This is a genomic window from Spiroplasma endosymbiont of Ammophila pubescens (assembly GCF_964020965.1).
Classification (GTDB): Bacteria; Bacillota_I; Bacilli_A; order Mycoplasmatales; family Mycoplasmataceae; genus Spiroplasma.
On record NZ_OZ026611.1, the window covers coordinates 294,538 to 313,428 of the forward strand.

Sequence of the window (18,891 nt, forward strand, 5' to 3'; positions counted from 1 at the left end):
ATTTAAAATATAAATCACAGATATTTTCACGAACATCATTACTATATTAATAATTAATATTATTAGGAACTGTTGATTTTAATAATAAATCTTCAAAATTATTATTTGTATATGCAAGTAAAATTTTCTTTGCTCAATAATAAAAAGTTGAAAATTTATTTTTAAAATATTTTTTAATTAAATCTTTTAATAACAACTTAGTTTCAAGAAAAAACTCCTTACATAAATTAATATATGCAAATATTTTTGTTTTTATTCTTTTATAATATTTATTTTTATAATTTTTACTTAAAAAATCTTGTGATTTTGCTTGTAAATTGCTTAAATTAGAGTTATTAATAATATATTTCATTAATTTACACCCACCTTAAGAATATATAGTATAATTATAACATTGAAGATAATTTAAAAAGAAAGGATAAAAATATGAAAAAAATAATTAGTATTTTAGGAGCAATCGGATTAACAACAACAAGTACAACATCATTAATTAGTTGTGAAAAACCAAATAACAATGAAAACGGGGGTAATAAACCAGAACCATCATATAATCCACAACAACCACCAAAAGATAGTAATTGAAAATTAAGTGCTCGTTCTAGTTTGCCAGATAATAAATGATATATTGCAATTGTTAAAAAGTAACAAACTGATGATTTTTCTATTATAAAATTTAATTTTTCAGATAAATCAGTTTGAAATGTTGGGGCACCTTATCATACAATTAATGGAGTATGATATATTGTTAATTCGTTTTATCAATGACAAGAAAATAATGAACCAGAATTACCAACCATTAACAAAAACACTGGTGAAATTACTGATTGAAAAGAACAAAAAGGAACTAAATAACAGTTCCTTTTTATATTAATCTTACAAATTTCATAAATATAATTAATAGAAATATATTTGTTATTGTATTATATAATGCTGGACTAAATTTTCATACCTCAAATGTTTGATTAAAAAAACTATATATTGTTTGAAAAATCTTACCAACGCCACTGGCTAATTCGTTTACTTGTTTTATACCGGGGATATTATTAACTATTCAAATTGCAGCATTTCTGATATGACACGCTAAATTATATCAACTACAACTTTCATACTGTGCTTGTCATCATTGCCCGTCAGGGAACAATCCACCATTATTAATTTCTTGTCAATTATAAATCCCAAAATTAAAGTCATAATATCGATACATATCATTTTCTTTTTGGGCTTGTAATTCAAAAACATTATAACCGATTTTTTGTTCTTCCATTTTCTTATATTTTAAACCATATTTGTTTTTTAAAGTTCCTTCAAAAACATAACCCTCATTTTGATTAATATTATAATTATTTGCAACTGAAAAATCATAGTTAAATACATCTCCATAATTTGTGTTATAAAACCGATTTTTATAAGCAGAATACATCTTAAAATCTAACTGATTATATTTATCAGAAAAATAAAAATATCGTGGGTAAATTTTAAAACCATTATTGGCTAATAAACCATATTTTTTGTTATATCCTTGTGTATAAGTATTATTATTTAAATCAAAAATTGTTCGTAAATAATATTTATAAAAATTTTGAGAAACCGCAAACATACTATTTAATAATTTTTCAAATTGAGTTTTATTAATATTGCTTTCCTCAATTAATACATCTGTAAAATTAACTAATTTTAAACCAAAAAAGTTAATTAAAACCGTATCATATTGTAAATTATCAATATATCCACTTTCAATAAAATTACTACGATTTTGAAATACTGGAACTAAAGCATTAGCAAAAAATGCTTTTAAAAATTTATTAATATCAATTTGACCTTTCATCTGTTCAAAAATCTCTTTACCAGTATTAGGAGTATTACCCTGATAATAATTATATGTTTCAGCACTAAAATTAAATGTATTTTTCTTATCTTTCATAAAAGAAAATAAAAAACCTAAATCATCAGTATACCGATAATTATTATAATCATATCCATTTCAATATTAGTTAAGATGTGTTAACTCTAAACTCCCAGCAATAATATTTTTTTGTTCATCAATCGTTAAAATAATTCGATAAATTGATTTTTTAGTTAAAATAGTACCAATACTAGACTTATTCAAATTATTAATAATTTCAAAATCAAAAATAATTCTTTGACTACCTAAATTTGGATCATCATAATCTAGATTACCGCCTTGTTGAACCCTAATATTTTCTTGAACAATAACATCTAAGTAATTATTTAAAAAATATTTAATTTTATTTTGACTATCAATATTTCAATCAGTAATTTCACTAGTGTTTTTGTTAATGGTTGGTAATTCTGGTTCATTATTTTCTTGTCATTGATAAAACGAATTAACAATATATCATACTCCATTAATTGTATGATAAGGTGCCCCAACATTTCAAACTGATTTATCTGAAAAATTAAATTTTATAATAGAAAAATCATCAGTTTGTTACTTTTTAACAATTGCAATATATCATTTATTATCTGGCAAACTAGAACGAGCACTTAATTTTCAATTATCTTCAATTAAATTAACCGATTGTAAATTATTTATATTTGTTTTTAATTTATTTAACATCTGTGTTAAATTATATTTAGTTTTAAAAGAATAAATAAAATTTGTTAATTCTCTTAAAAATTGCTTTTTATCAACATAATAAAATTTATTAATATTATATTGTTTAATATAAGTATCTCAATTTTTATATAAATCCATAAATTTATCACTTGGTTTATCATAAGAAACAACAGTTGAATAACTATTCTTTAAAAAATCTAAGTATCATTTATCATTATAAGTTAATGATTGTGATGTTTTTAATGTTGGGTTAATAAAATAATTTGTTTCTGACCAGTTTTCAAAAAAAGTACTGCGTAAAAACATTGTATTAATAAAATATGTTTCATTCATTCCTGTTGATTGTTGCTTAACAATATAATTTTGCTGATTTAATGGTTTAAACGCTGTTAAAGTAATAAAAGGAATTACTAAACTTAAAATGCCTAAAATAAATATTGAAAATAAAGATATTGTTTTTTTTCATATTTAACTACTCCTAACTATAGAATGTTTTTGAAACAATAAACCCAACTATATATAAACTTGATATCGTTAACATTAGTGGATGACTAAATAAAATTGCCATTTTGCCAAACAAAGAAAGTAAAAAAGTATCAGAATTATATAAATCCATAATAATATTTTTTGCTGATGTCAACTGATTAATAATAACTGTAATAAAACCAGTTCCAAATATAGCGATTGCCGCTACCAATAAAACTAACTTAATCATTGCTTATTTCACCTTTCTTTTTATTTTTGATGATATATTCTATTAAAAAATCAATAAAACTAATTAATAAAAGTGTTAAAACAAGTCAAATTAATAAATATCCTAAACACATTAAATTTCCAACAATACCAAAATTTATAAAAAACTCTCTAAATTTTTCAAAATCAGCAAAATATAATAAAGCGATACCTAAAAAATGACATAAAATAAAAATTAATGTTTTTCATCATCATTTTTTTAAAAATCTCAAAATTTTATTTTTCATATTTACAACTCCTTACTTATTTTTTTTATTCTTTTAGTGCTATGAATTCTTTTAAATCCTTGTTCTCTTGTTTTTACTTGTCTTGCTAAACTTGATAACTGTTGTTTATTGCGACTAACTTTAAATTGTTTTCGTTCTTTAATATGTTTTTGTAAACCTTGTTTAGTACTAGAAACACTCCGAATAGTAGCACCGTATAGTTTAGAACTATTAATAACACCGCTTTTAACCGTTGAACCTAAATCGTTATAATTAATTGATGTTCCGTGAATAGCATAAATTGATAACTTAATAACCATAAAAAAGATTAAAAAATAAGCAATTGTTATATTTGTCATTGGTAATTTAGTATTTCAAATCACATCAAAAACAAATAAAAAATTATCAAAAATAAAACTAAAAATCTTATTTCAATTATCGTTATTAACGCTTTCACTTAATAAATTACTCATTTTTTATTTTTCCTTTTCCTTTTTTTGCTTTTAAATTTTCTTTCAAAATATCAATATCAAACAATTCTAAGCGTTGTTTATTGTTTAATTTTGATATATCTTTTCAAAAGTATTCTTTTTTATTAATAACTTCATCATTTTTTAAATCACGGACAAAACTTAATCAATGACTATCATATTTATTAGCAAATTCAAGCGGAATAATTATCTTAAAAAACCGAATTCCTAATCAAACATCTGACTTATGTTTTGCTCTTTTACCTTCTGCTGTTCGTTCTACTGATTTTGTTTTTCAAATTTCATAATCAATAATATCTTGGAAAATACCAATTAGCATAATAAAAAAACGATTAAAAATATTACCTAATTTTGACTTAACGGGTTTTTTCAATGAAATAGGAATAATAATACCACTTGCTAAATGACGAATATTATTTCACATCATACCCTCACGCTGTACAGTAAAAATCGCTCTATTTTTAAAATGTCTTGCTAAAACAATCCACACACTTTTACCACCATGAACTTTTTTAACTTCGTGAGGACTAGTTCCATCAATATATAAAAAACTCTCATCAAATAAAATTAAACTATCATCAGGTGGGACTAATTTAGTTCTATCAGTAAAATCTAAGTTATTAAAAGTTAAAAGTTTTATTGCATCATCTTCAATTGGATAATTACTATAAATTTTCTTCGTTAAAAGTTTCATAACTTGTGATAAAAAAGTTAAAAGTAATGTTTTACCAGTTACTAATTTACCAATAATTACGGATAATGAATTATCCCAAATAAAGTAAACTAAACGAAAAACATTTAACTGATAAAAAACATTTTTTCAAACTCACCAAACAAAATATACAGACTATAAAGCAAATAATAATCAAAATACTAAACCAGTATAATTTAATGAAATTATTCAAAGCAATAAATCAATTAAACTAAACAAAACCATTGAACCATTAATATAACAAAAATTTATTAGAAAAAATACAAACTTTTTCATTATTTAAAATACCCAACTATTTTAAAAATCATTCACAATAAAAACCATGTTAAAAACAAAATTACAATTCAAACACCAACCATCAGAGTTAAATATTCATTTTGCGTTAAATTTCAAGTTGTAATATTTTCAATATTTGTTTTATCTATAAACAAAAAGACATGAATAAAAAACTTTTTTAATTTTTCTCAATTATTTTGCATATTTAAAAACTCCACATTTTTTGAATAAGTTTAAAAAACATACCAAAAAATAAAATAATAAATAATACAAACGATAAAACATATAAAAATTCAGGGGCATTTGAACCAATAATATAACTAACAAATTGAACTCAATAATTATATAAACTCATTATCTAATTCTTCCAAATCGCGAATTAATTGCTCTACTTTTTCATCATTTCAATTTATTAAATTATTATTGATATTTGTTTTTACTTTTTTAGGTTCATTTAAAAATAATTCTTTGTGCATACGCGTAAAATAGTTTTGTTTATATTGATTATATAAATTTATTAATTCTGTTCCAGTTAAATACTTTCAAGTATGTCGTTTTAAATTTTCATCATATTTTACAATAGGATAAGAATTATTATAAATTAAACCGATTGCTACTTGCTCTGAATGTTTTTCACTAGGATAAATAAATTTATTACTCAATCAAAAACCAATATGGTGATTATGATTAGGTAAATTTATAAAACTTGCTTTATCTGTTTCAAAAGGAATAAGTTCCTTGCTAATAAAATAATTTTCTATATTTTGATTTTTCTTAACAAAACTACTCAATTTTTTCAACTCCTTCATAACAATTTAAACAATAAAATTCATCAAATCGTAATCTTTTCATATCATTAAAACAAGTTTCACATTTATATTCAAAATAATTAATCATTACTTATCATCTCCTAACTAAATGTTTGTTTAATAAACAATGTTATATTTAATGTTTATATATTGTTTATTTATTGATAAAAACATTTATTATTAACAATGTTATACATAATGCTAATATATTGCTTATTTAATGTTTAATAAACAATGTTATTAACAATGTTAAATATATAAAATAGTAAAAATTGGTACACTGAAAAATACTATTAAGTTTTAAAGTAATAGTTATATAAAATAAATTAATAAAAAATAAATAAATTAGTGTGCCTTAATTTTGTTTAAAATAACTTAAAATATAGTGTTATATTCTATTAAAATCCTTTAACCATATGACGGAAAAAGTTTAATATCTTAATAATAATAAATAATCCAAATGGAATTAAAATAATTCACGCATCACCTAAAAAGGTCATTAACTGCGGTAAAATACCATATACAGCATCTTTTACTTTACCCATTGCATTACCTAACCCAGTTCAAATAGAATCCATTCCAGTCCCAAAAGTAACTGCATCTGCTAAAAAATTCATTATTTTCTATCCTCCTTGTTTTCAATTTCTTTTTTATCTTTTTTCTTACCTTGAATTTGTCTAACTTTTTGATAAATTGATAAACCAATTCACGCAAAAATACCTAACAAAATCAAAATACTAAATATTCATGTTAATCATACTGGCAAGATATAACTCCTTTCAATAAATTAAAAAATTGAAATTTGCAAACTCGCTCCGCTCGTTGTCGCTTTGCTCCACTTAAAAAACATTATTAAATAAATAATCCGCTAATAAATTACGCGGAATAATTTATTCTTTTACTTTTTAATTTCAATATCTTTTGCAATATTATTGACAATATTAATAACAATATTTTTACCATACTTTTTCACTAACGACCGCAAAATAAAATATTGCTTTGTTTGTATAATTTCAACTCCTTATTTAAAATATTAGTAAAATTTATTTCTAAAACTGTAAATACCACAAAAATACAAAATGTATGTGGTTTCTACAAATTTTATAAAAAACGTGTTGAATGTGATGAGGATGAGAAAAGGGATAAAAATATTGTAGTACCTAAGTGTTTATTTAGCTGTGATGCTTTATTTGAAAAAGGATTTATTTATGTTGACAATGATTGAATAATAAAGAAGGATTTTAATAAAAATGCTACTAGTTATACGGAATCTTTTATTAATAAAATTATTATGAAAAAATGTAATTTATAATGAATCTAATAAAAAATATTTTGAATATGTAAATTGTAAATACAAGTGCAATAAATCTATTAATTACATAATAACATATTTTATATGAAAAAAATAATTTTTTAATTTTCCAATATAAAATAATGTTGTCTTAGTTTAAAATAAGACAGAAAGATGGGTGAATTTAAAATGAAAAAAATTTTAAATTTATTAGCTGTATTAGCAATTAGTGGAGTAAGTATACCAAAAGTAACAGCTTTTAGTTCATCATCTGAACAAAAAAAGGAACAACATTCAAAACAGAAATAAAACTTTACTATAATGAAGATAATAAAAAAAATAAAATTATTTTTAATGATTGATATATAGAAAGCGATGGTTGACACCTATCTCATACATTTAATCTTGGAACAAATAATTCGATTAATTATAAAAAAATTATGTTTTTAGGTGAAAAAAGTGATTTTTTTTCAAAAATTAGCTGAGGGGAAGAAGCATATTATGGAACAAAACTATCTTACTTCAATGACAGTGAAGTAAGTAAAAAAATAATTAATGCAAAAATTATTGATCCAAATTATGATGTTCCTCATTATATTAATAATGAAAATCGTTTTATAGTGTAAAGCTTCCAATCACCAGGTTTTCCATATTTAAAAGCATTCCAAGAATTTGCTTTAACTTGATATTATGAAAATAATAATTTTTATATTCAAATTTTATCATATCATTGAATAAGTGTTACAGGTTCTTATATTTATTGCGGAGCATGACAAGGAATTGGAAAAGGAATTAAATTATATAATATATAAATTTTTTATATATAATTTTGCATAATACTTACAGACAAACATACTTTGCACTATAAAAACGATTAATTTTATGTAAAATAGTTTTGATATTAATAACTGACTTAATATAACACGTTCATCAATACTAAAATGCTTATAATTATTAAATACTTTTCTAAAGATTTTTTATTAAAAGAAAAATATAATCAATATGTAAACTGTAATATGAAGGGCAAAGAAAAAACTATAAACAATGTTTATAGTTTATCATCATAATAATTTCTATTATGATGGTTTTTGTTAATACTTATTTCTTGCAATGTTTGGTAAAATTTTGTTTTAATAATTTTATTATTACAATAATTATATAAATACATACTACCAATTAGGATTCCTAAAATAGCAAAAAAGCAATGAAAAATCATACATATCCTGGAATTCCTAAAAAAGGAGTATGGATATTTAAAAAGAAGTAGGGGTATCATCGGTTTTCAATAACCCCTGGTTCATTGCCTGGTCAAGTAAAATAGTTACCAGACAAACGACGTAATTCTCCTCTAATCATTACATAAGAGCAATATGCTAATAGGAAAAGTAAATATTTTCAAAAGTTTTTTCTAAAAAATTGTTTTAAGTTAATTTCTTGTTTATTTTCAATAAAAAATAAGATGTAAATAACAAATGCAATTGGATTTATCATATGGTCAATAACTGTTGTAATTCACCCTATCGCGCTGCCTGGTAAAGGTTGTGTTGGCAGTAATAAACAATTGTAAATAATAAAAATAATTGTAATATAACAAGCTGCTGCTAGTGCAACTGGGTATGATTGAATTTTATTTTTATTTTCTTGATGATGGCGAATTCCAATAATTAAGAATCAGAATAAGATTCTTAGGTTTGATAAGCATGTAAAAGTTGTAAAAAAATCTAATGTATATACGGTGTAATCGCCATTATAATGGTTCGTAATATCATTTTGATTTAAAATTCCATTAATGAACGCTCATCCTAAAATAGCAAGGCCAACTATTGCAAAAAATAGTTTATAAATTTGCTTTCAAGCTAATTTTATTTTTAAAATCATTGATAACTATTTCTCCTTGTTTTTTAGTTTTTTGTAGTAATTTAATATCCTGCATTACTACTATAATATTGTAGCATTGATTATTTTAAAAAATGCTTTATCAAATCAGAAAACTTTATTAAAATAATGTTTTTATTTAAAAAGGTATACATTTTTATAAAAATTGGGTAAGATAATATAAACCTAAATTTATACAAGGTTTATTAGAAGAGGTGTAATTATGTCAAAAAAAGAACTAGCAGCGCAAATTGCCGAAAAATTTACTGATGTGTTATCAAAAACACACGCAGAAGAAATTACAAATTTTGTTTTTGATCATATTAAAAATGCTTTAGTTGCTGGAAAAGAAGTTTCAATTGCAGGATTTGGGAAATTTGCTGTAACTGAAAGAGCAGCGAGAGATGGAAGAAATCCATCAACAGGAGAAACAATTAAAATCCCAGCTTCTAAATCAGCTAAATTTAAAGCAGGTAAACAATTAAAAACTGATTTAAACAATAATTAACAATTAGGAAAGATTTAATTGTTATGTTAAATAGTTTATTTAACAAAGGAAGTATTAATAAGTGACGTTTTTTGTTAAGTCATTATAAATTAATAAATTTGTCAGAAGAACAGTTAGTATTAATCATGTTGATTATGAACTGTTCTTCTTCTAATAAAAGGTTTATTACGCCATTAGAAATTGCAAATCATTCTAATTTTAGTGAAGCTCAAGCAAAAAAGATGTTAGATCATTTGAAACAAGCTGGTTTTATTGATATTAAAATGAAAAAAGGTGTTTTAGAAATGGATTTATCCCTAATTTTTAATAAGATCATTATTGCAATTGAAAACCTAGAATTAAATGTTGAAAAAAAGATTTTATTTGAACAAGTAAATCAAATTTTACAGCATCCTTTAAATGAACACGAAAAAGCAACTTTAAATACTTATTTAGAAAATAAAATTTCTGATTTTCAATTAACCATAATTATTAATAATCATCAAAATGCAAAACTAACTTTTAAAGAATTACTGAAGTTTATTGATAATTATCTTAAAAATAAACCAAAATCATTAACTAAATATAATTGATTAATTGATTAAGAATTGGTTCGAAATCAAGAAAATTAGGAAAAACTAAAAAAAGTTCATGGCCATTTTCAATAAAATATGAAAGTGGTATTTGTTTTGTTGGCATTAATTTTATTCACTCTATTAATTTTTGATATGATAAAATAAAATAACGATCATAATAATGAAAGTAAATAATAATAAAACTAATGCCATGATGATTATGAACTGATGCTAATTGTTGTAATTAATGGGTCTTAAGATTGTTTAAATTAAATTTTTGTTGAGTACTTTCTTTTGCTTCAAATTCAATATAATAACCTTGATAAAGTCCATAATAATCACATCCAGTTTTTGTTTTAAAATAACTTTTTGTGATTAAATGCTGTTGTTTTTCAAGCGGGGTAATATTTACTGGTCGTTTTAAAAAAAAGACCAGTATTATTATCAAAATATTTTTGAATAGTATAATTAAGTAAAGATTCTAAAAACATGCCACGATTATTGGGCAGATACATTTTTGTTTCCTCCTTCAATAATTAATTATCAAAAAAGGAAGTTTGTTCCTTGCAAATGAGGTGTAAAAAATGAAAACAATTAAATTACGAGCAACGGATATTATTAATAAGGAATTTCAAGTTGATTATCAAGGCTATGATCCAAATGAAGTTGATACATTCTTAGATATGGTTGCGACAGATTATCGAGTTTTTGAAGGAATTACAAATGATTTTAATAAGGAAATCAAGTACTTGCGTCAACAATTAAATGATTTGCAAGATAAAAATGATGTTTTAAAAGCTCAGCTTGATGAAACAAAAGCTCAAAAAGCCCGCTTAGAAGAAGAAGGTTTTTCAAAAGCTGATTTAATAAAACGTATTCATAACTTAGAAGGAAAAATAAATAACGATTAGATTTATTTAATTAATTTCTAAGATATAGTATAATATACATGAGTTATAACAGAACTAGTTGCTATTAACATCCTGTTAATAGAGGAAACTCCACGCTCGCACAATCTGTGATGATTGTAGTGTTTGTGCTAATTTAATTCATAAAATTAGGCATAAGGTTACTTATGACGGCTGAAAAAAATCCTACGTTATTATTAAATAATATGGAGTTTTTTCTATAAAAGTGCCACAGAAACGAGTTTTTAAAGAAATTTAAAAAATGGAACGGGTAAACCCCACAAGCGAGAAACCTAAATTTTGGTAAGGGAACTTCTTGTTTTAAAGCAGAAAAAACAAGGGGATCAATTTAATAATTGATAGATAAATAACTAGTATTTTATTTCAGAAAATAAAAAACAGAACGTGGGTTATGATGTTGTAACTTTACTAATAAAAATAGATTAATATCTATTTTTATTTTTGTTTAGGTAGTTATAATTTATTTTTATAAAACTAATAATTTAACTTGACTTTTTATAAAAATAAATTATAATTTTTATAAATAATAAAGGAAAAAAGAAATGAAAAAAAATACTAACGATGTTTTAACAGTGCAAAATGATAAGATTTGAACGCGGATTAAAAAGTCAGTTTTTCATAAGGAATTATATAATCAGAGGTCAATTACGTTTAAAATTGCTTCTTCTGCGATTTTTTTAGCGATGGCCGTTGGATTAAGTTTACTAGAGGTTTTTAGTGTTCCAACTCCTTGGGGGGCAACGCTTGGTTTACGATTTTTTGATACTTTAGTAATTATTTATTCAATTGCAATTGTTGGATTAGGATTTGCTTTATTAGAAGGAATTGCATTACCTTGAATTCATAATTTAATTGATGGGTATCATACTTGACTTGAAATGGCATTCTCTATGATTTCTAATATCTTAGTTGTGTTCGTAACTTGATTTGTTTACTATATTTTATTTAATGCTTGTCATAAAATTACTGTTCCAGAAAATGTTGATGATCATACTATTCATGAATATCATCATGTTAAAAAAGTGCATGACCATCATCATAAAATTGTTAATATTAAATGAGGGAAAAAAATCTTTTCATTTACTATTATAGTGCCAATATGTGCTTTAATTGAAGCAATTTCATTTTTAATTGTTGCAAAGATTTTAGTAAATATGGGTCATACGCATCCAGATGCTGACAATGCTCATGTTCTATACGATAGCTTGAAGATATTAGATCCGACAGGGAATATAATAAGTAATCCGATTGATTGGTTTAATCAAGTTACTGTTGCGCATGCTGGTCATGATCATTATCACGATAATACTGGGATGGCATCTATTTTTGAGTCATGACAAAATACTTTAATTTTTATCGGAATTTTCTTTGGAATTTTTACCGCTAAATATATTATAAACGATACTTTATTTTTATTATTAGAACAACGAACAAGACAATTAGTTGATCGATATGGAATATATGTATAAAAACTTTTTTAAAATTTTAAAAAAGTTTTATTTTTTTGATATAATACATTGATAAGAGAGCAAATATTAAGCTCGCATTTTTTAAGAAATGAGGTGAGGTTATGGGGAAAATTAAAGAATTAATTGATATTAATAAAATTGAAAAGAATTTAGATTACAATGAATTACATGAAAAAAATCAAGCTCGTAAACAAGAAACGCCATTAGAAATGATGAAACAAATCAAGGCACCTCGAATTGGTTTTTTTAAGTTAGTTGCAATTTATTACCGTCGTTATTTATTACGTTCATTTACAATTTTATTTGCATTAGTACTAAGTTCAACTTCAATTGTTATAATGACTTTTTTAATTAATCAATTAATGAGTGAAATTTTATTTGAATTTGGAGATGATCCAAGTTCACTCACAACAGGCTTACGATGATATATATGATTAATTATCATCGGTGTTGATTTATTAATTGCCGTAATTACAACAAATATTCGTGAACGAGTAGGTGGAATGCTAGGGCGGAATATTGAAATTGATGTTCGTAATGCGGTATTAAATAATTTAGTTAATTTAAACATTGGTTATTATTCTGATAAAAAAATTGGAGAAACAATGACTAAATTAATTAATGATACACAAGTTATTGGGGATGAATCACAATTAACCCCAGCTAACTTAATTAGTATTCCAATTATATTTATTGGTAGTGCAATTTCATTATTAAATATTGATTGAAAATTAGCATTGATTTGTTTAGGATCAACAGCATTATTTATGGTTGCTGTCGCAGTAACTTTCCGTTCACAAGCATCAGAAACAGAAAATGTTCGTGCTAAAATTACAGATGTTAATGGAGATGTGACCGATCGAATTGCATCAATTGCGCTAATTAAAGCAACAGGGACAGAAGAATATGAACGTGTTCGTTTTGAACAAATTCATAAAGAATATTACCGTGTTAATCGTCGTTTAAATCGTATTCAAGCACGAATGACAACAATTATTATTTTATGTGCATTAAGTTTAACAGTGATTGTTGTTTTAGCAAGTATTATTTTATATGGTAATAAAGGAGCAGAACATACTAATCGTATTATGAAAATTTTGCCAGCCTTTATTACAGGGGTTAATACTTTGGCATTTCCAATTTGAACTTTAACTGGATTAGTTCCAGGATTAGCACGTGCAACAGCTTCAACAAAACGAATTATTCAATTAATTCGTGTTGATACAACCATTGATCCAAACCGTAATGCGCCTGAGATACAAGAAGTTAAAGGTGATATTATTTTAAAAGATATTGTTTTTGAATACCCTGAAAAACCAGGTGTTATTATTTTACCTAAAACAACAGTTACATTTGAAAAAGGAAAAAGTTATGCTTTTGTTGGAGAAACTGGAAGTGGTAAATCAACAATTTCAAAATTATTATTACGTTTCTATGATCCAACAAGTGGAGAAGTTATTGTTAATAACACTAATCTAAAAAAATTAAATTTAGAAAGTTATTTAACACATGTTGGTTATGTTGAACAAGAACCAAAAATTTTATTTGGAGATGTAATTTATAATGTTAAATACGGAATGTTTAATGCAACAGATGAAAAAGTAGTTGAAGCTTGTAAAAAAGCCAACTTGCATGATTTAGTAATGAGTTGAAAAGACGGTTATAATACTATTTTAGGAGAACGAGGGTTTATGTTATCAGGTGGACAAAAGCAACGCCTAGTTATTGCCCGAATGATTTTAAAGAACCCACAAATTTTAATCTTAGATGAAGCAACAAGTGCTTTAGATAATATTGTGGAAAAAGAAATTCAAGCTGAATTAGAAAAAATTATGGTTGGTAAAACAACAATTTCAATTGCGCACCGATTAAGTACAATTAAAAATGTTGATCAAATTTTTGTCTTAGGAAAAGGGCAAGGAATTATTCAAAATGGTAAGTATGATGAGTTAATTGCAGTTGATGGTCCATTCCGTGACCTTCATCGTGCTGGTAATCAAGGCAAATAAAAAAGTGTTTAAAATAAACACTTTTTTATTTGCAAATCATAAATTTATTTATAATAGATTAGCTAATATTTTTAGAGTGAGGATTGAGTTATTCAAATGTTTATAGAAATTTATTGTATAATTTACTTATACATTAATTAGGAAGGATAATATTGTAAGAGTAAAAAACTATTTTTATGTTAAATTGAAAGGATGATGAAAATGAAATTTAGAGAATGGAAACATACCTTACGGGATGGTGTTGAATTACATATGTATGAATGGAAACCTGATAATGATAAAAACATTAAGGGGATTGTTCAACTAGTTCATGGTAGTGCAGAGCATGCTTTTCGTTATGATGATTTTGCTAAATTTTTAGTAGCAAATGATTATGTTGTCATTGCTGAAGATCATCGTGGGCATGGAAAAACAGCTCAGTCTTCCGAAGATCTTGGTTTCTTTGCCGAAGAAGAAGGGTGAGAAAAAATTATTGATGACTTATATGAAGTAACAACTTATATTAAAAAAAGTTATCCAAACCAACCAATTGTAATGTTTGGTCATTCAATGGGTTCTTTTATGTTACGTCATTATGTAATAAAATATGGCACAAATATTGCGGCATTAGTTATTTGTGGGACAGCACATTACTCAAAACGATTGTTAAAATTTTCAGTTAAAATGGCTAAAATTGGGCAAAAAATGAAAGGACCAAAATCAAAGGATAATTTTATTTATAAATTTTCTTATGCGCCATTAAATGCTCGTTATAAAAAAGAAGGCAATTTAGGAACTGAATGATTATCAACAGATAAAACAGTTCAAGAAGCTTTTGCAAACGACCCATTAACAGGACAAGTTTTTTCAACAAGTGCTTTTAAAGATATGTTTACAGGATTGTTGTTTATTACAAATAAGAAAAATATTAAAAATACACCAGATAACTTGCCATTACTATTTATTGCAGGTGCTGATGATCCAGTTGGAAAATATGGAAAGATGGTTATGAAGACTGTTGATTTATATAAAAAGGCAGGAAAAAAAGTTAAAGTTAAATTATATCCAAATGCTCGTCATGAGATTTTGAATGAGCCAATTAAAAAGGAGATTTATCAAGATATTTTAAATTTTTATAATAAGAGTCTTTTTGTTTAAATAAAAGCACCTTATTTTTTTAAAAACAAGAGTTAGTATCTTGTTTTTTCTATTTTTTTGCTTTAATATGGTTAGTAAGCAATATCGGATTATATTGAAATTTGTGAGGAGAGAAAAATGAATTTATTACATGAATGATCAAGTTTTAATATCCTAAATTCAATTTCATTTTTCTTTAATCCGTTATTGGAACGTATTGCAATAGTTTTTCTTACTAATTTTCTTTTATTCTATCTTGTTTTAAAGATTGTAAAATATTTTTTTACTATTCGCGCTAGAAAAAATGAAGCAAAATCTTTAGTAGCAAAATATTTCTTTAATGCAACTTTTGCTATTAGTGAATTTATTGTGCTTTTAATTTTACAAATCATTCTTTTACAAATTTATGCAAGTAAAACAGATACTAATATTTATCTTAGCACTATTTTAGTTATACAATTTTTTATTGCAATTATTATCTTAATAAATAAACAATTTTTAAACTATACTTTAAAATTAGTTATGTTTGTTTTGTTCTCATTGTTGTTTTCATTTTTAATAACAAAGCAATTGTGAAATTGTTTTTATCATATTAATAGTAATCATATTTTAGCATTATGATTAATAAAAAATATTTCAATTGTTTTTATTATTACATTTTTTTATTTATTTGATTTAAAAACAACATTTTTACATGATTTTGCTTTCCGAATTTTAACTTTCTTAATTTTAATTAGTAATTTTGAAAATGGCTCAGCAGACTTAAAAATTTTAGATCGTTCATTGTTTTTTAAAATTATTTTAAAAATAATTAAAGTTTTATGTTTATTAGATTTATTTTTCTTAATAAAAACTACCAAGAAAACAATGAAAAATTTATGACAAATTAATGATGATAATTCAATTCAACTTGTTGCACTTTTATTATTGTTAAATAATATTCGTTTTTTTAATATTAGTGAAAAAAATGGTTTAGAAAATTTACCAAATAAATTCTTAAAAAATGAAATTAATGGTTGAAGAAGGATCCTTCAAGAATAAAATAAGAATTAATTTATTTTACTAATTCAATGATTTAGTTATTTATTAATTATAAAAAGAAAAGAGGGAATAATAATGCGAAAGTTACTTAATATTTTAGCAGCAGCAACGTTAGTAATAACGTCAGCTCTTACTGCTAGTTGTAAAACTAAGACAAAAGCAGTAGAAGACAAATATAAAGATTCATCAGTTGAAAATTTACCTAATGGACCATTAAAATCAAAAATTTTACAAACAACATTATTTACAAAACTAACAATTGCGAATCGACATGAAAATTTAAATACATATACACCTTCAATGTTACAAATGTTAATGCGATTACCTGATTCATATAAAGATAAGGATGGTAATATTGTTGATATTGATTACTATCGAGGTAAATATTTAAATAAAAATGATGGGATGCCGTTAACAACTTTATCATCAAATTATGATTATATGAATTTATTAGATAATGAATTATATAATACAGAAAAACAAACTAAGAAAAAAATTCCTGATTATTCTGATAAAGACCCGTTACCAACAATTCCTAATTTAGCAGAAAATAGTAATATGTTAAATTATTGATTTGATGGCGGACCAATGTCAAGTTATTCAACTTCAAAGGAAATTTTACCAACTAAATGTGATAATAACAGAATTAATCAAAACATTATTGATGCATGTAATAAAGCAATGTTTGAGATGCCACGCGCAACTTATTTTTATAATTTAAATATGGATTATAATCCAGTGGCAATAAAAGATATTAAATTTGATACGAGTACAAATCAGAACTTCCTTATTAATAATCAAAAATTTGCGACAGGAGGCCCATTTAAAACAGCCCAAAAATCAGAAGAACAAGATAAATTAGCAATAATTTTACAGTTAATTTCAATGACGGATATGTTTACAGACCGTTCACAATCAAAAGCATATATTAATCAATTGAACAAATTTTTAGCTTTATCAAAAGATAGTGATGGAACATTTATGGGAAGTATTTTAGGAGCTATTTATTATCAGATTTTTGCTTCTCCTAAATTACCTAATGACCCAACAAAAGAAAATGCAAATTATATTTTTGCAAAATTTGGGGTAACAAAAGCGTTGCAACTTTTAGGTAAAGATAATACTGAAAGACAAGCAATTCAACAAAAAATTGATGATTTTTTCACTAAACAATCACAAGTTTTTAGTGATTTATTAGCAGTAAAACCAATGAAACCGGAACTAAACTTAACTAATCCAGAAGATCAATATAAAAATCGTTATGCAATGTGAAATGGTAAAACACCAAACTTAAAATTAGCTGATTTATTGTTTAAAAAAGATGATTCAACAAAATCTTTGGCTGAATTATTTACTGATTTTGGAGAATATCTTGATGATTTATATACTAAAGCAAATTTAGAACGCCAAGAAGAAGCAAATAATTCAATTAGTAGTTTTTTAACACTTGCTGCTAATAAAGTTACTCCTGGATTTAAAGTAGTATTACAGTCAATGTCAAAAATGATGTTATCAAAATCAGAAGGTGGTTTAGGAACCTTAAGTGTTAATGATATTAATCGTTTTGTTGTTGCTTTATCAAAAGGAATCTTACAAAGTGCTAATGCGTTAACAGAAGTTAGCAAGTTGCCATGATCAGAAGCAAGTGACCAAGAACAAAATCAAACAAAAATTGCACAATTATTAACAGGCAGTGATGACCCATCGACACCAGCAAAGGGTTCATTTATGGATTTAGCATTTACATGGTTTAATGATAGTGCGCAACCAGTAAGGGTATTATTAAACAAATTATATTTTGATCCAAATTCAGAAACACGAAAAGATTTATTAGCAATTAATAATGTTTTATATGACTATTCAAATACTTTATTATTAGGAGCAAATTGAAATATTAGCAATGGTAAATTAGAAGAAAATAAATTATCGTATGATATTGAATATCAAGGAACAGGTGATGCTGATGTTGCTGCTAATTTAGATTTACATCAAAAATGATATGTTTCAAAAGCAGACATTAAGACTTATCAAGATTTAAATGCAGCTTATTTAAATGCATTAGGTAATCATGATTTGGATTGATTTATGAAATATGATGGTCTAGGAAATAATTACCAAAAAGTGCATTATAAATATAAAGTAACTTGAATGAATATTAATCCTGGTGATGATAGTCATCAATATTGAGTAATTTCTAATATTCAATGATTTGCAAAAGATAGTAGCGGGCAATGAAAAGGTTATTATGATGCAATTGAAAATGATTAAAAGTGG

Annotated in this window: 19 protein-coding genes, 1 other RNA gene and 3 pseudogenes; 11 read left to right on the top strand and 12 right to left on the bottom strand. The window is 24.5% G+C overall.

Going from position 1 to position 18,891, the window contains the following annotated elements; genetic code table 4:
- Positions 1 to 46: 46 nt before the first annotated feature.
- A complete protein-coding gene (locus tag ABNT63_RS01845) occupies positions 47 to 352 on the bottom strand; it encodes a hypothetical protein (RefSeq protein WP_348736173.1) in 306 nt (101 codons plus the stop codon).
- A 74-nt stretch (positions 353 to 426) separates the two neighbouring features.
- On the opposite strand from ABNT63_RS01845, the gene ABNT63_RS01850 reads away from it, so the two are divergent.
- Positions 427 to 645, top strand: a complete 219-nt coding sequence (locus ABNT63_RS01850; protein ID WP_348736174.1) for a lipoprotein — start codon at positions 427 to 429, stop codon at positions 643 to 645.
- 217 nt (positions 646 to 862) lie between these two features.
- On the opposite strand, the pseudogene ABNT63_RS01855 reads toward ABNT63_RS01850, so the two are convergent.
- The 9 genes and pseudogenes from ABNT63_RS01855 to ABNT63_RS01895 all read right to left on the bottom strand — a co-directional run bounded on the left by ABNT63_RS01855 (position 863) and on the right by ABNT63_RS01895 (position 6,591).
- Positions 863 to 3,046 (bottom strand): annotated as a pseudogene (locus ABNT63_RS01855) (spiroplasma phage ORF1-like family protein).
- 10 nt (positions 3,047 to 3,056) lie between these two features.
- Entirely contained in the window at positions 3,057 to 3,293 is a 237-nt protein-coding gene (locus tag ABNT63_RS01860; RefSeq protein ID WP_348736175.1) for a hypothetical protein, read from the bottom strand.
- Positions 3,286 to 3,558 carry a hypothetical protein gene (locus ABNT63_RS01865; RefSeq protein WP_348736176.1) on the bottom strand — a complete coding sequence of 91 codons (273 nt, stop codon included), beginning with the start codon at positions 3,556 to 3,558 and terminating at the stop codon, positions 3,286 to 3,288. The genes ABNT63_RS01860 and ABNT63_RS01865 overlap by 8 nt, the downstream gene beginning before the upstream one ends.
- A 2-nt stretch (positions 3,559 to 3,560) precedes the next feature.
- Entirely contained in the window at positions 3,561 to 4,010 is a 450-nt protein-coding gene (locus ABNT63_RS01870) for a hypothetical protein (RefSeq protein ID WP_348736177.1), read from the bottom strand.
- A pseudogene (locus ABNT63_RS01875) lies at positions 4,003 to 5,016 on the bottom strand (hypothetical protein). Before ABNT63_RS01875 ends, ABNT63_RS01870 begins: the two are co-directional and overlap by 8 nt.
- Positions 5,016 to 5,219, bottom strand: coding sequence for a DUF2649 family protein (locus ABNT63_RS01880; RefSeq protein ID WP_348736178.1), 204 nt, complete (start codon positions 5,217 to 5,219; stop codon positions 5,016 to 5,018). Before ABNT63_RS01880 ends, ABNT63_RS01875 begins: the two are co-directional and overlap by 1 nt.
- 138 nt (positions 5,220 to 5,357) lie before the next feature.
- Positions 5,358 to 5,807 carry a DUF3627 domain-containing protein gene (locus tag ABNT63_RS01885; RefSeq protein WP_348736179.1) on the bottom strand — a complete coding sequence of 150 codons (450 nt, stop codon included), beginning with the start codon at positions 5,805 to 5,807 and terminating at the stop codon, positions 5,358 to 5,360.
- 416 nt (positions 5,808 to 6,223) lie between these two features.
- Complete coding sequence (locus tag ABNT63_RS01890) at positions 6,224 to 6,442, bottom strand: hypothetical protein (protein WP_004028164.1); 219 nt, start codon at positions 6,440 to 6,442, stop codon at positions 6,224 to 6,226.
- Positions 6,442 to 6,591 (bottom strand): hypothetical protein, encoded by a 150-nt coding sequence (locus tag ABNT63_RS01895; RefSeq protein ID WP_348735535.1) that lies wholly within the window; start codon positions 6,589 to 6,591, stop codon positions 6,442 to 6,444. The genes ABNT63_RS01890 and ABNT63_RS01895 overlap by 1 nt, the downstream gene beginning before the upstream one ends.
- Before the next feature lie 965 nt (positions 6,592 to 7,556).
- Between ABNT63_RS01895 and ABNT63_RS01900 the strand changes: the two genes are divergently transcribed.
- Entirely contained in the window at positions 7,557 to 7,742 is a 186-nt protein-coding gene (locus tag ABNT63_RS01900; RefSeq protein ID WP_348736180.1) for a hypothetical protein, read from the top strand.
- A 559-nt stretch (positions 7,743 to 8,301) separates the two neighbouring features.
- Here ABNT63_RS01900 and ABNT63_RS01905 read toward each other — a convergent pair.
- Positions 8,302 to 8,994: a Pr6Pr family membrane protein gene (locus ABNT63_RS01905; RefSeq protein WP_348736181.1), complete on the bottom strand. Its 693-nt coding sequence runs from the start codon at positions 8,992 to 8,994 to the stop codon at positions 8,302 to 8,304.
- Between the two features lie 220 nt (positions 8,995 to 9,214).
- On the opposite strand from ABNT63_RS01905, the gene ABNT63_RS01910 reads away from it, so the two are divergent.
- Together ABNT63_RS01910 and ABNT63_RS01915 are read left to right on the top strand one after the other, a co-directional pair.
- Positions 9,215 to 9,499 (top strand): HU family DNA-binding protein, encoded by a 285-nt coding sequence (locus ABNT63_RS01910; protein ID WP_114565281.1) that lies wholly within the window; start codon positions 9,215 to 9,217, stop codon positions 9,497 to 9,499.
- A 23-nt stretch (positions 9,500 to 9,522) separates the two neighbouring features.
- Positions 9,523 to 10,083, top strand: a complete 561-nt coding sequence (locus ABNT63_RS01915) for a DnaD family protein (RefSeq protein WP_348736182.1) — start codon at positions 9,523 to 9,525, stop codon at positions 10,081 to 10,083.
- Here ABNT63_RS01915 and ABNT63_RS01920 read toward each other — a convergent pair.
- Positions 10,058 to 10,501, bottom strand: a pseudogene (locus ABNT63_RS01920) (Holliday junction resolvase RecU). The gene ABNT63_RS01915 and the pseudogene ABNT63_RS01920 sit on opposite strands and share 26 nt — an antisense overlap.
- A gap of 136 nt (positions 10,502 to 10,637) precedes the next feature.
- Here ABNT63_RS01920 and ABNT63_RS01925 point away from each other — a divergent pair.
- From ABNT63_RS01925 to ABNT63_RS01955, 7 genes are all read left to right on the top strand, one after another.
- Complete coding sequence (locus ABNT63_RS01925; protein ID WP_348736183.1) at positions 10,638 to 10,964, top strand: DivIVA domain-containing protein; 327 nt, start codon at positions 10,638 to 10,640, stop codon at positions 10,962 to 10,964.
- 46 nt (positions 10,965 to 11,010) lie between these two features.
- An RNA gene (gene rnpB, locus ABNT63_RS01930) (RNase P RNA component class B) lies at positions 11,011 to 11,379 on the top strand.
- Between the two features lie 145 nt (positions 11,380 to 11,524).
- Positions 11,525 to 12,451 carry a hypothetical protein gene (locus ABNT63_RS01935; RefSeq protein WP_348736184.1) on the top strand — a complete coding sequence of 309 codons (927 nt, stop codon included), beginning with the start codon at positions 11,525 to 11,527 and terminating at the stop codon, positions 12,449 to 12,451.
- A 101-nt stretch (positions 12,452 to 12,552) separates the two neighbouring features.
- Entirely contained in the window at positions 12,553 to 14,460 is a 1,908-nt protein-coding gene (locus ABNT63_RS01940) for an ABC transporter ATP-binding protein (protein WP_348736185.1), read from the top strand.
- Positions 14,461 to 14,661: 201 nt separating this feature from the next.
- On the top strand, positions 14,662 to 15,597 hold the full coding sequence (locus ABNT63_RS01945) for an alpha/beta fold hydrolase (protein WP_348736186.1): 936 nt from the start codon (positions 14,662 to 14,664) through the stop codon (positions 15,595 to 15,597).
- Between the two features lie 117 nt (positions 15,598 to 15,714).
- On the top strand, positions 15,715 to 16,617 hold the full coding sequence (locus ABNT63_RS01950; protein WP_348736187.1) for a hypothetical protein: 903 nt from the start codon (positions 15,715 to 15,717) through the stop codon (positions 16,615 to 16,617).
- Between the two features lie 75 nt (positions 16,618 to 16,692).
- Positions 16,693 to 18,885, top strand: a complete 2,193-nt coding sequence (locus tag ABNT63_RS01955; protein ID WP_348736188.1) for a hypothetical protein — start codon at positions 16,693 to 16,695, stop codon at positions 18,883 to 18,885.
- Positions 18,886 to 18,891 lie beyond the last annotated feature (6 nt).